At 52.3% G+C, this 12630-nt stretch carries 15 protein-coding genes; all 15 read right to left on the reverse strand.

The window, feature by feature from the left end; genetic code table 11:
* Window positions 1-58 precede the first annotated feature (58 nt).
* The 15 genes from FVF72_RS00355 to FVF72_RS00425 all read right to left on the reverse strand — a co-directional run bounded on the left by FVF72_RS00355 (window position 59) and on the right by FVF72_RS00425 (window position 12630).
* Window positions 59-1876 (reverse strand): cation-translocating P-type ATPase, encoded by a 1818-nt coding sequence (locus FVF72_RS00355; protein WP_147670880.1) that lies wholly within the window; start codon window positions 1874-1876, stop codon window positions 59-61.
* A 143-nt stretch (window positions 1877-2019) separates the two neighbouring features.
* Window positions 2020-2655 carry an HPP family protein gene (locus FVF72_RS00360; protein WP_013295624.1) on the reverse strand — a complete coding sequence of 212 codons (636 nt, stop codon included), beginning with the start codon at window positions 2653-2655 and terminating at the stop codon, window positions 2020-2022.
* Window positions 2645-3400 (reverse strand): 4Fe-4S binding protein, encoded by a 756-nt coding sequence (locus FVF72_RS00365; RefSeq protein WP_013295623.1) that lies wholly within the window; start codon window positions 3398-3400, stop codon window positions 2645-2647. Before FVF72_RS00365 ends, FVF72_RS00360 begins: the two co-directional genes overlap by 11 nt.
* A 79-nt stretch (window positions 3401-3479) precedes the next feature.
* Complete coding sequence (locus FVF72_RS00370) at window positions 3480-4418, reverse strand: carbohydrate kinase family protein (RefSeq protein WP_147670881.1); 939 nt, start codon at window positions 4416-4418, stop codon at window positions 3480-3482.
* Window positions 4418-5308, reverse strand: coding sequence for a formylmethanofuran--tetrahydromethanopterin N-formyltransferase (locus tag FVF72_RS00375; protein WP_147670882.1), 891 nt, complete (start codon window positions 5306-5308; stop codon window positions 4418-4420). Before FVF72_RS00375 ends, FVF72_RS00370 begins: the two co-directional genes overlap by 1 nt.
* Before the next feature lie 21 nt (window positions 5309-5329).
* Complete coding sequence (locus FVF72_RS00380) at window positions 5330-6346, reverse strand: energy-converting hydrogenase A, subunit R (protein WP_147670883.1); 1017 nt, start codon at window positions 6344-6346, stop codon at window positions 5330-5332.
* Window positions 6339-7685: a 4Fe-4S dicluster domain-containing protein gene (locus FVF72_RS00385; RefSeq protein WP_147670884.1), complete on the reverse strand. Its 1347-nt coding sequence runs from the start codon at window positions 7683-7685 to the stop codon at window positions 6339-6341. Before FVF72_RS00385 ends, FVF72_RS00380 begins: the two co-directional genes overlap by 8 nt.
* Before the next feature lie 15 nt (window positions 7686-7700).
* Entirely contained in the window at window positions 7701-8723 is a 1023-nt protein-coding gene (locus FVF72_RS00390; protein ID WP_147670885.1) for a 4Fe-4S binding protein, read from the reverse strand.
* A 24-nt stretch (window positions 8724-8747) separates the two neighbouring features.
* Window positions 8748-9860, reverse strand: a complete 1113-nt coding sequence (locus FVF72_RS00395) for a nickel-dependent hydrogenase large subunit (RefSeq protein WP_013295617.1) — start codon at window positions 9858-9860, stop codon at window positions 8748-8750.
* A complete protein-coding gene (locus FVF72_RS00400) occupies window positions 9857-10303 on the reverse strand; it encodes an NADH-quinone oxidoreductase subunit B family protein (RefSeq protein WP_013295616.1) in 447 nt (148 codons plus the stop codon). Before FVF72_RS00400 ends, FVF72_RS00395 begins: the two co-directional genes overlap by 4 nt.
* 219 nt (window positions 10304-10522) lie before the next feature.
* On the reverse strand, window positions 10523-10903 hold the full coding sequence (locus FVF72_RS00405) for a DUF1959 domain-containing protein (RefSeq protein ID WP_147670886.1): 381 nt from the start codon (window positions 10901-10903) through the stop codon (window positions 10523-10525).
* A 2-nt stretch (window positions 10904-10905) separates the two neighbouring features.
* Window positions 10906-11232, reverse strand: a complete 327-nt coding sequence (locus FVF72_RS00410) for an energy-converting hydrogenase subunit EhaL family protein (RefSeq protein WP_255503738.1) — start codon at window positions 11230-11232, stop codon at window positions 10906-10908.
* A gap of 12 nt (window positions 11233-11244) precedes the next feature.
* Window positions 11245-11496: an energy-converting hydrogenase A, subunit K gene (locus tag FVF72_RS00415; RefSeq protein WP_147670888.1), complete on the reverse strand. Its 252-nt coding sequence runs from the start codon at window positions 11494-11496 to the stop codon at window positions 11245-11247.
* Window positions 11497-11519: 23 nt separating this feature from the next.
* Window positions 11520-12383 carry a respiratory chain complex I subunit 1 family protein gene (locus FVF72_RS00420; RefSeq protein ID WP_013295612.1) on the reverse strand — a complete coding sequence of 288 codons (864 nt, stop codon included), beginning with the start codon at window positions 12381-12383 and terminating at the stop codon, window positions 11520-11522.
* 31 nt (window positions 12384-12414) lie between these two features.
* Complete coding sequence (locus tag FVF72_RS00425) at window positions 12415-12630, reverse strand: hypothetical protein (RefSeq protein ID WP_013295611.1); 216 nt, start codon at window positions 12628-12630, stop codon at window positions 12415-12417.

Raw genomic sequence — 12630 nt, forward strand, 5'->3', positions numbered from 1 at the left:
ATTCTTTTTTTAGTGATGAATTGAGTCCTAAATTTAAGAATAATGGTTCTCAATAGCATCAGTACCTTGCAATGAGCAGACTGTTCACTATAACAAAGAGCGACAGGCCCATATCACCCACAGCAACCGCTACCCACAGGGGTACGGAACCTGTGACAGAGAGCACTGCAAGGGATAGTTTAACTGTAACCGTTAAAGCCGTGTTGATTCTCACGGTGCGGATGGTCCTCCGGCTTAGATCCATGAGTTCATCTATCCTCTCAAGGTCATCCTCCACAAGGGTTATATCGGCTGTTTCAAGTGCCACATCCGATCCCCGGACACCCATTGCTATCCCCACGTCTGCAGCTGCAAGGGCCGGTGCATCGTTAACACCATCACCCACCATTGCAACGGGTCCCCTCTTTCTGACCTCATCAATAACCTTCATCTTATCCTCAGGGAGGAGACCTCCCTGGTAGTTTTCAACTCCAAGCTCCCCTGCAACCTCAGCTGCAACCTCCTCGGTGTCCCCTGTCAGCATCATAATCTCAAGTCCCCTATCCCTGAGTTCTGAGATTGTCCTACTAGCTGAATCCCTGATGGTATCTGAGAGGGTTATCTTTCCTGCTATTCCCTCTGGCCCCTGAAGGTAGACTGTGGTCCCCTTACCTGGGCTGGCACCGACAAGCTCAGGGCTTCCAATGGTGTACTTCACCCCGTTGATGTGGCCTGAAACACCCTTCCCTGGCATGGACTCAAATTCACTGACCTCATCTGTTTCTCCATGGTAGGAGTCCACTATGGCCTCTGCGATGGGGTGACCTGACCTCCTCTCAAGGGAGGCTGCAATCCTTAGAATCTCATCCTTCCTCTCGACGGGTTCAACTGAGGTGACCCTGGGGGATCCCTCTGTGAGGGTTCCTGTTTTATCGAAGATTATGTTTCTCACCGAGGCCATGGCCTCCAGGAACTCCGAGCCCTTGATGAGTATACCCCTTCTTGCAGCGGCGGTCATCCCTGAGACCATTGCAACCGGTGTCGATATGAGGAGTGCGCATGGACATGAGATTACAAGAAGGACAAGGGCCCTGTACACCCATGTCCCGATGGATCCACCCATTATGATAGGGACTGCTGCCGTTAGAACCGCAAGGGCTATAACAGCTGGAGTGTAGACTGATGCGAAGCGTTCTATGAACCTCTCCCTGCGGGACCTTCTGGTGGCAGCCCTTTTAACGGTTTCAATAACACCTGCAAGCACCGTGTTATCTGCTTCCCTTGTAACCCGAACCTCCAGGTATCCGTCAAGGTTCTGGGTACCTGCAAATACATCACTGCCCTCCTGGACAGTTATGGGAAGGGATTCCCCTGTTATATTTGACTGGTCCACCTTTGACCTGCCCCTGGTGACTGTTCCGTCGAGTGGGATGGTTTCGCCGGGTTTTATACCGATTATGGACCCTGATCTAACCTCTTCGACCTTAATTATGTTCTCCCCATCACCAAGGACCCTTGCGGTTCGAGGTCTGAGCTTTATGAGTGATTCCACTGATCTGTGGGATCTTCTGTGGGCGTACTCCTCAAGGTACTCTGCAATGTTATACAGGACCGTTACCAGGGCCGCCTCTGTGTAGTCACCGAGTGCAAGGGCACCGGCGACTGCTATGAGTATGAGGAAGTTCACTGTGAAGCGTCCCCTGAGGACTGATCTGATTGCTGCTGGGAATATCCTGTAGCCGGCAGCTGCCACTGCGGCAAGTAGCAGTGGAATTGAGATCACACTGCCTGTGAAGCTGAGGATGATTCCTGCTGTGAGGAGTGCGCCTGATGCTGCGATGACCTGTATATCTTTATCCCCCTCCTCAGGGGAGCATGAGCTGCATTCACATCCCATACAATTCACCTGAACATATGAATACACATTCATATGTAGTCATATTATATAAGTTTTCCTTAATATCAGTAATTGTAGAAGGCGCCAGTAAAAAACCCTCAAAAGTCCAGAAGGGAATTAGTGAAATAAAAAAAAGAAGGGGATTACTTCCTTGCCCTCGCAATCTTTCTTGCAATCACAAGTTCACCTATGGCTATCAGACCCACAAAGAACTTTTCAAGGCCACCTGTAGCCCATATGGCCTCGCCAAATGTGGAGTTCCTGATCCTCTCCTCGTATTCCTTCGGCTTGATCCTCTTACCAGTGCGCCTCCTTGTGATGATTGCGGCTGCCTCCATGAGTTCGTCCCAGCTAACACCCTTGAGTTCACTGTTCATGGCCTCAAATATCTTGTAGACCTTGATCTCATAGAGCTGTGAGAGGGTCTCAACGATGTCAAAGGACCTCACAACACCGACAACCCTTCCCTCATCATCCAGTACAGGGACACTAACAAGTTTGTGGTGGGCTGTTTCAAGGACCGCCAGCCGCGCCGGGTCGTTCTCATTGACGTGGACTATCCTCTCAGGGGGCTGCATGACATCGGATACAAGTTCAACTCCATCCCTGAGTCCCCTCATAACATCAAAGCTTGTAACCCATCCAACAAGCTTCCCCTCATCATCAACAACAGGTGTTGTGAATTTCCTTGTCTTCTCCATCTTCAGGGATACATCAACAACCCGGTCCCCAGGGGAGACGGCTATAAACTCCTTATCCATTATCTCCTTAACTTTCATCTGACAACCTCTCCAGTTTAAGTGCTGCCACAGGACACTTAGACGAACAGACCTCACAGAGGATACATTTATCTCCATCAACAACAACTTCCCCATCCTCAATCCTTATGGCTCCGGTGGGGCAGTTCTCCTCACATACAAGGCACTCAACACATGCATCCTGATCAACCATGAGTCTACGGGTCTCAATGACAGGTCCGAGTTCCCTTTCAAGTTTTATGGCATCTGAGGGGCACACGTTGACGCAGGCACCGCATCCAATGCATATGGATCTATCAACCGCTGCAGTTTCCCCCACCCTTATTGCGCCTGTGGGGCAGAACCTCTCGCAGGTGCCGCAGGCGGTGCATTTATCTGTAACCTGAATATCCCTCATGCGGAGTGTTCTGTGGGGAATCCTCAGGTATTCAAGGTTGTATGTGACATCCTCATCAATTGTGGCTGTGCTCTCAACAACATTTATACATCTCACGGGACAGGTCTGGGCACATATCTCACATTTAACACAGTTATCGAGTATCCTGGCGGCCCGTGAGGCAGATGAATCTGATATGGCGTCAACAGGGCACTCCTCAACGCAGAGGTTGCACCTGACGCACTTTGGTGTTATGTCTATGAATTTATCGCGAACACTGCACCTTCCAAGTTCCACCCCGACTTCCTCAGGGCTCTCCTCAAGGTCCATCGACTTCAGTGCAACGTCCCTCTGGAGATCATCAAGTTTCTTTTTAAAGACAATATCCATGATACAACCCCGGTATTTGTTCAATCCTTAAAGAGATTAACATGATCCTCCTCTATTAGTTTAAACATGTTCACTTAAATTATTTTCCAGAATCACCGCGCTTTTCCTGATAGGTATCCCTGAGGTACCCCTCCAGAACCTCAAGGGCCTCCCTCCCTGGGAGGGACGATGTGGCACCGTAGCCCTCTATGCACCTTGATGCCATGTAGTTTCCAAAGAGGCATGACACCTCAAGCCCATGTCCTGAAAGCCATGCATAGAGGAAACCTGCATTGAATGCATCCCCGGCGCCCGTTGTATCCCTGCAGCTGGTCTCGAGTGCCTCAACCATCACCTCGGAGCCATCGAAGGCCCTGACACCCTCAGAGCCCATCTTCATGACAACCACGTCAACCCCCAGTTCTGCCGATGCCATGGCAGGGTCAGGGGATCCTGTCAGGATCTCCAGTTCCCTCCGGTTGACCAGGAGAATGTCTGTCCTCTCAAGGATACCCTCAAGTTCAGATGCGCCCCGCTCCGCATATAGGTGGCCGGGGTCGAGGCTCACTGTCACAGAGTCATCGATGACCCCCAGGACCTCCCTCTGGACCCTGATACCTGATCCTGCAAAGGATGTGAGGTGCAGTAGCCTGGTTTTCAGTGCTTCCTCCTGGACCTCATCCATGCTGAGGGTGTCGTTAACCCCGGGGTCCACATAGAGTGCCCTGTTTCCCTGGGGGTCAACGAATCCCATGACCCTGCCGCTTCTTCCCTCATCTGAAACGGCAACGTAATCGGCGACACCCTCCCCCTGCAGGTTCTCCCTGAGGATGGAACCCTCCCTGTCAGCTGCGACCTTGCCTATGAAGGCTGTTCTCAGGCCGAGCCTTGCAAGGCCTATTATGGTGTTGGCTGCTGATCCACCGCAGGACTCCACTGTATCGCGGACAAATACCTCCTCATCGGGTCCTGCTATCCTCTCAACCATGTGGAGCTGGTCCATGTTAAGGGCCCCGAGGCCCACGGCATCGAATAACATCAGAGAACACCATGAAGGTCTATCCTGTGGTCCCCAAGTTTACCATCATAGTTACCTGCTGACACCATCAGGACGCCGTCGTAGCGGCAGACAGCCTCTATACCCGCCCTCATGGCCTCCTCAAGGGCCTCAAGGGACAGGCCATTTATGACTATCTCGGGTATGTACCCGACGCCCTCAGGGACCCTTGACTCATCACCCAGCAGGTCCCTCAGGCTTGGACAGTAGGGGTGGTTGGTTGTGGGGCCTATCCAGGGGTAATTGGTCTCAGGCTTGGAGGCGGCCGAGCAGATATCAAAGGGTGTCACAACACCCTCAACCTCACCTATAGCATTTATGGCTGCCCTTCCGGCCTCAAGGACGGTTTCAGGGTCCCTGCACATGTACCAGAAGTTGGCCCCCATGATCGCATCCCTGTAACCCAGCTTTGATTCGATCTTAAAGTCCGGGACCGCTATTGGGATGTTTATCATTTCACGCCCATCAAACTCCTCAATCCACTCATAACCGTCCCCACAGTGGCCCACATGCTTCATCATATCCATGTACCCCTCAGGGTCGGGTGTGGAATCGTAGAGGGCTGTGAATGGCTTCACAAGTATGTCCTGCCTGATCCTGTAGGAGAGTTCAACCTGGAACTTCTCCAGGTCGGGGAGGGCGTAGTAGAACTGTACAGTGGCCCCTGGCCTCCCATCTGGTGTTTCATCAGCGGAAAGGAATGATTCAACGCCACCCTCAACTCTCCCTATAACCGCACCTGGGGTTGCAGTTGAATCGTAGGCCGCCCTCCTTACGGTTTCCATGTCACGGGCCGTTATGGTGGCCCTCACACACCTTCCGGTGAAGGCCTCTGAAAATGTATCCTCGATCACCGTTCCGTTAATCTCCATAATCAACACCTGACGATCCATTCAGCCCAGGGACCCCACATCCTCCCCTCTGATCTTCTTTCTGACTGCGAGGCTCTCCTCAACGAGTTCATCGGTATCATCCACGGGTGTGATGGTGGGGTAGGCGTCCCGGAATATGTTCTCGAATCTCTCGGCAACCCTGAAGTCCACCCTGAAGGATTCAAGGGCCCTTTCAGGGTCATCTGAGTACGCCTTAACGAATTCCATTACGTAGTTCCTCCCGAACCTTGAGTGGAGGTCCACGAGTGGCAGGAGGGCCCTTGCGTCCTGGGATATGACGGCAACCTCGGCCTCCCTGAGGGCGTAGCTGTTGCCGTTGAATGAGATGGGTATGCCCTTTCCCCTGAGTTCCCTGAGGGGCTCGACATCTGTTATGCTGTCACCCACGTACATGGCCGCCTTCTCTGTTAAACCAAGTTCAGATAGTATCCCCCTTAGGGCGACCCTCTTACCGTCCCCACCAACAGTCCTGACCTCATCAAGGAGCCTCCCTATCCTCATCTGTGGTATTTTCTGGAAGAATATCTCATCCAGGTCCTGGAAGTCCCCATCAATGACTTCCTCCCTGAGTTTCATGAGCATCTCCCTTTCATCATCCCCTATCGGGACGTTGAGGGTGAGGGTTGTGTGGCGGGTGTTCTCAATGGGGAAGCCTGTGCGCCTGCAGAGGGCCTCTATGTAGTGCCTGTAACTTGTGCTTATGATGTAGGATGGCATGAGCTGCATGGCAAGCTCGAGGGTCTCCTCCGCCCCTGGTACAAGTTTGAGGGTTTCCTCTGAGAACTCAATGAGCTTCTCATCGGTGACGCCATAGGCCAACAGGAAGGGTACTATGAGTTTCAGGGTGTCCCCGGCATTGTAGCCTGGCCTCTTTATCTCATCTGCCAGTATGTCATCAAATTCACTGACCTTCCTGAAGAACCTGTCACCTTCGGGCATGAAGTGGGCCGCGGCCTCGAATGCGTTGTCGTTCAGTGAAACCGGACCCTCGCAGTCTGTCACAAAGACCCTATTCAAGGTTATCATCCTCCAGGTTAAGTTTCACTGCGGTGACCGGGCATATGTCCTGGCATTCACCGCAGAGTATGCAGGTCTCATTATCAACCTCCACCTCACCATCCAGTGCCATGGCATCAACAGGGCAGTGGTTGACACAGACGCCGCACCTCTGGCAGATCACATGATCCACCTCCACTGAACCGCTTCTTGGTCCCCTGAGGATTCTGCGCTCAAGGTATATCCTGCCATCAGATGCCCTGAAGTCCTCCTCTGTTATTTCAACTGCATCAACAGGGCAGACCCCCCTGCAGCGGCCGCAGAAGACGCAGCCATCCTTTATCTCAACAGGGGCTGGTGTTACCGGTTCTATAACTCCAACCGGGCACTCGGTGACGCACAGTCCGCACCCGATGCACCTATCCTCAAGGACCCTTATGCTTCTCTTTGGCTTTGTGAAGTCCACTATATGGTTGAGTTCAAGGATTTCGAGATCCGAGTCAACGAGTTCCTCTATGCCGTCCCTTATCTCATCTGTGACATCCACCCTGAACTCAGGTTCATCCCTGGTGAACCTCCGCTTCACACTCCTCAGAACCGAGTCTATCCTTCCAAGGTTCCTCACGAGTTTCTCTGATTCCCTCTCAAGGATCTCCCCTGCTATCTCCATGTTATTGAGTTTTGAGAAGTTCTCGTAGGCCCTCTTTCTGGACGAGTACTTTATGGCTGCTGATGGGCAGACATCCATGCACTCCTCACACCTTGCACAGTATGATGGGTCTATGTAGGGGAGCCTGTTGATCTTACCCACCTTTATGGCGCCCCTGGATGGGCAGACCCTGGTGCAGGTCATGCAGCCTATGCAGTCCTTCTGGTTAACCACAACAGCCTTTCCACCCACCACGGATCTTGGGAGGATTTCACCGTATTTTATGGCCTCTGTGGGGCATGCCCTTGCACAGTAGCCGCACCTGACGCATTTATCCTCGTCTATCTCACTGTGAACACCTGTCTCCCCTGATGATGTCAGGTGTATGGCCCCTGTCCTGCAGGCAGATACACAGGCACCGCAGCCACGGCAGATCCTGGGGTTTATCACAGGGACATTCTCCCTCACTGGCTCCCCTAGGATTGCCTTCATTCTTATGGCATCGTAGGGGCAGGCCTCCCTGCAGAGGACGCAGCCAAAGCAACGGTCATCTATCTCAACCTCCCCTGTGTCCGGGTCGATGTGCACGGCATCAACAGGGCATGCATTCAGGCAGGGCTTATCAGGGCAGTTCCTGCATTTCTCATGGTGGATTTCATAGTCAACGTCAACTTCCCTCAGGGGCTTTACGGGTTTTGCTGCAGCTGGAATGTTATCATCTCCTCATCACTTTACAGGAAGCGCCGCCGGTTTTATGGTGATCCTGATCACTTCCTCACCGTTGGACTCGTCAATGAGGAACCTTGCAACGTAGTACCCGGCAACACCGAACGGGCAGGTCTGGTAGCATGTGCTGCACCTGAGACACTTTTCAGGGTCCCTCACGACTCCCTCATCCTCCGAGTAGGTTATGGCACCCGATGGGCACTCATCTACGCATAACCTGCACTGAACACACTTCTCAGGGCTCCATGTTATGATCCTCATCTTCAGGCGGTCTGTTATCATCTCAAGGATGTCCCTGGTTATATCCTCATCGGGCAGAATCTCAAGGGCCCTTTCAAGGAGGGGTCGCAGGGGGTGGTTCATCCTGTAGACCTCACCCGCCCCAAGTTTCTTTATATCATCACTGCGCTCCTCGATGGCCGCCTCCAGTTCATTGACAGCCAGGTTTATAACCATCTTCTGTTCCTCAACATATGCCACGTGTATCCTCTTGAGCGCACCCTTGACAGGGCACTTCTCAAGGCAGTCACCGCATGCTATGCACCTGCTCTGGTCAATCTCGACCCTGCCGTCCTCCTCAACGATGGCATCAACCGGGCAGGCCTTCATGCATTTCCTGCAGCGTATGCAGAGGTAATCATCTATCACGTAGAGCTTCTCTGAGGGTACGATTGTGAACTCTTCCCTTATGAGGTGGTTCTCACCGCATTCTATAGTCTTGGGATCGGTGGGGCAGACCTCGGCGCAGAATCCGCACCTGATACAGGCCCCCCTCACTATCACCGGGTAGGTCAGGCCCTCCTCCTCGGAGGTGTCGGTATCGCGGACCAGTTTTATCGCGCCGGGGGCAGGGCATGCTGTGGTGCAGGCCCCGCAGCCTATGCAGTACTCCCTATGTACTGTGGGGAAATCCCTGAACCTTTCGGGTTTTTCAAGGATCTCGTGTTCTGTATGTGCATTTGCAAATTTCTCTGCCCATGATTTGCGGGCAAACTCGTAGAGGTACCATATTACAGAGGACATAGGACATCAACATGATCAATTCTTTTAAAGGAGTATCTCCCTCTTTCCCTCATTCTCGTCCAGGACCACGACCCTCTCTGCACATGCTATGCATGGGTCTGCACTGGCATAGGTTGCAACGGCATCTGCAACGGTTGCAACGTCACGCAGCATGTACTTTGCACAGGCATCGATGTTCATGATGCTGGGGGTCCTTATGGAGATGTTCTTTATGAGGTTTCCGTTGGTCTCAATCATGTAGGCCACCTCGCCGCGGGGTGCCTCGTTTCTCCACTCACCGTAGCCTGCCTTCACATCCACCTTCCTCCTCACAGGGCCGGAGGGGATACTGTCTATCACCTGCTTTATGAGGTCAATTGAGACCCTTATCTCATCGAAGCGGTTCATGACCCTTGCAAAGTTGTCACCCTCATCCCTCCAGATTGTCCTGAAATCCAGGTGGTCCCGGTAGGTGGGGTGATCCTCCCTGAAGTCATACCGTATACCCGAGGCCCTTCCGATGGGTCCCACTGCCCGGGCCTTCTCTGCCTCCTCACGGCTCATGTAACCCACGTCCCTTGACCTGAGTCCTATGAGTGGCCCGTGCTCGAACATTTCAACGTAACGGTCGAATTCCCTTTCAAGGTCCACTATGATCTCCCTTATCCTTGAGAGGTGATCCTCTGAGGCGTCCATCCTCACACCCCCCACAACGTTCCAGCCCATGTTGACACGGTTACCTGTGAGTAACTCGATGGCATCCATGACAGGCTCCCTCAGGGCCAGCATGTACATGAACATTGTCTCATGGTCAAGGGCCTTGAAGTAGGTTGAATTTGCAATGAGGTGACTCTGTATCCTGTCAAGTTCGTTGGTCAGTGCGCGGAGGAACTGGGCCCTCGGTGGGGCCTCCACCTCAGATATGGCCTCGAATGCCTCTGCAAAGGTCTGTGTGTGTATATATGAGCATATCCCGCAGACCCGCTCAGAGAGGTATATGGCCTTCTGCCAGGTCTTGTTCCTCATCACCCTCTCTATTCCCCTGTGAACGTATCCATACTCTATCTCGGCCTTGAGAACCTTCTCACCCCTTGTCTTAACCTTGAGCCTTATGGGCTCCTTGTAGCCGGGGTGCATGGGTCCAAGTGGCAGTATCATCTCTTTCTCCCCCTCTCTGCTATTGCACCGGGTGCCACAGACAGTATCGCTTCAAGTATCTCAGATGGCCTTGGCGGACAACCAGGGACCTCAGCGTCCACCGGTATGAAGTCAGAGACCGGTGCATAGACGCTCCCACCCTCCTGGTTGAACACGTCCCCTGAGATGGGGCAGTTGCCCAGGGCCACCACTATCTTTGGCTCAGGTGCCTTGCTGTATATCCTCTGAAGCTTCTCTCTCCACTGCTCTGTAACGGCACCGGTCACCAGTATCACATCAGCCTCCCTGGGGTTCTGGTGGACGTATATACCGTACTGTTCAAGGTCATATCTGGGTGAGAGGAGTGCAAGGACCTCTATGTCGCAGCCGTTGCACCCTCCGGTGTTCACAAGACACACGTGGATTGATGTTTTCCTCAGAATACTTTTAAGAGCATCCAACATTTCTTTACCTCTACATCTACTCTTTAATGATCAATCTTAAGCTTAAGAGCATCCAACATTTCTTTACCTCTACATCTACTCTTTAATGATCAATCTTAAGCTTAAGAGCATCCAACATTTCTTTACCTCTACATCTACTCTTTAATGATCAATCTTAAGCTTAAGAGCATCCAACATTTCTTTACCTCTACATCCACTCCTTCATGATCAATCTTAAGCTTAAGACCGGAGTATCTCATGGAGCCTCCTCTTCCCCTCAGCAAGGGCATCTCCGTATTCGGCTCCATCCAGGATCATCCCTGTTATCTCATCCTTGAGTGCCTCTGCATCCCCAGCATCCACGATTTCCATCACATCAACGAGCCAGCAGAGCTGGAGGTCACTGTGCAGCTTCTCCTTTATGCACCTTGGCCTTGCAGACTCGAATCTGGGGTGGAGGGCCTCAAGGCTGGACATGTCCAGTTTATCCATGAGTATCTCCTGGAACTCCTCCAGGTCAATTTCAAGTTCCCTGGAGAGTGGTTTCACAACATCCTCCTGCCACCGGTAACTTTCAATTATCCTCCTCTTCATGAGCCTCATGAGTTCTCCTTCATCCATAACTACCACCCCGGGTTCCCGGCCAGGAGCCATATGATAAAAGCCACCGCAGCCCCCAGGACCGTCTCGTATCTACCATACCCTGGCCTCATACCGGCAACCAGGGCGACCATGAAGAACCCCCCGGTCCTTAAAAGAGGGGTGAAGGGTGCCAGGGCCGCATTCACAAGCACCACCCACCCCACGAGGGCTACTATAAGTGCCAGTGGGTCTATTTTTTCCTCCACAAATGGCTCCCTGTACTTCCGGTAGCTTAAGAGTAAACCGGTTACCGAGCCAGCGATAAAGGAAACCGTGTATACAAGGTATATTTCATACAATACTATCACCAGTGAATTTGATTATACCGGTCTGTAGAGGACCAGGAATGAAATTATGAAGAATGCCAGTACCGCGAAGAACGCAGCCCTTTCAAGTTCCTCTGAGAGTTCAGAGACCCTTTCACTGCCCGCCATGAGCAGTAGAACCACGAATATGGCTGCAAGGAATGTGACCGGTATTACAGATATCCTCTGCATGATGGCTGCAAGCAGGCTCACGATTATTACTCCGCCCGCAACAAGTGCCGTGAGTACCGTTAGACCTTTCTCCATTAAATCCCCTCTCTAAATTACTATCACATTACAAGCATAAGAATGATGGACCCTGCTATACCGGCGAATGCCAGGATAACCTGTATGGCCACAGAGTGGTTGGGGTTCAGCATTGGTGTTGTTGCGTTTATGAATGCCGTTACCGCCGTGATAATCACCATTCCCAGGATGTATAGCGGCAGGCTCAGGCCGCCTATGAATACCGTGAGGAATATCCAGAGGAGCATGTACCATGCAATGGACTCTGAGATCATCAGGTAGCCCCTGAGGACCCCGAAGTGCTCTGTCTCATACCCGGATATTATGTCCTTACCCTTGGTTATGGAGAATGGTGAGTACGGTGCCTTTGAGAGTATGAGGACAAAGAACATCATGGCCGCCAGGGGGAGCTTCAGTATGAGTGGCCCGTGGATGCTCTGGTAGCCTATGATGTCGGATATCATCATCGTCCTGGTCTGCAGGTATATGATGGCGAGCACCGCAAAGAGTGGCAGTTCGGCTGCAGCAGAGAAAACCGCGCGGACACAGCTGAGCTTACCATACGGTGAACCGGATGATGATCCTGCGTTGTGCTCAACGATCTTGTGGAGGGCGTATATCCCGAAGAAGAGCAGGAGTGAGCCCTCAAGAACAGGTCCCACGATAACCGCGCTAATCCAGATACCACAGAGTGTCGCCGCTATAGCCACATAGAATGGCATGGCAGCCGTCCTGGGGAACGATGACTCCTTTATGTAGAACTTAAGGGTGTGGAGGAGGTGCTGTATAACAGGGGGTCCTGGTCTCCTCTGTATCCTCGCCATCACCTTCCTCTGGAACCCCAGAAGCAGGCTCCCCACCAGAAATGCTATTGTAACGTTAACTATGATGTTTCCCATCAGATTCATTTCATCACCGCAAAGTATGGTTCCATGATCATCAGTACCCTATGAATGGTTCGTTAACCCTCTCGTCAGCCTCATCCTTCTCTGGTGTCGCCATGGAGAGTATCCCCAGCGAGAGTATGAAGACCGGGATGAGGAATATGGCCACGCCATACACCACCCACGCAGGTGGGTTGAAGAGGAGGGCATAGATTATCCCGGTTGCTGATAGTATCAGGGCAGTAAGGCTTCCTGCTTTAAGTTTATTCAT

The sequence above is a fragment of the Methanothermobacter sp. KEPCO-1 genome, from assembly GCF_008033705.1.
GTDB lineage: Archaea > Methanobacteriota > Methanobacteria > Methanobacteriales > Methanothermobacteraceae > Methanothermobacter > Methanothermobacter marburgensis.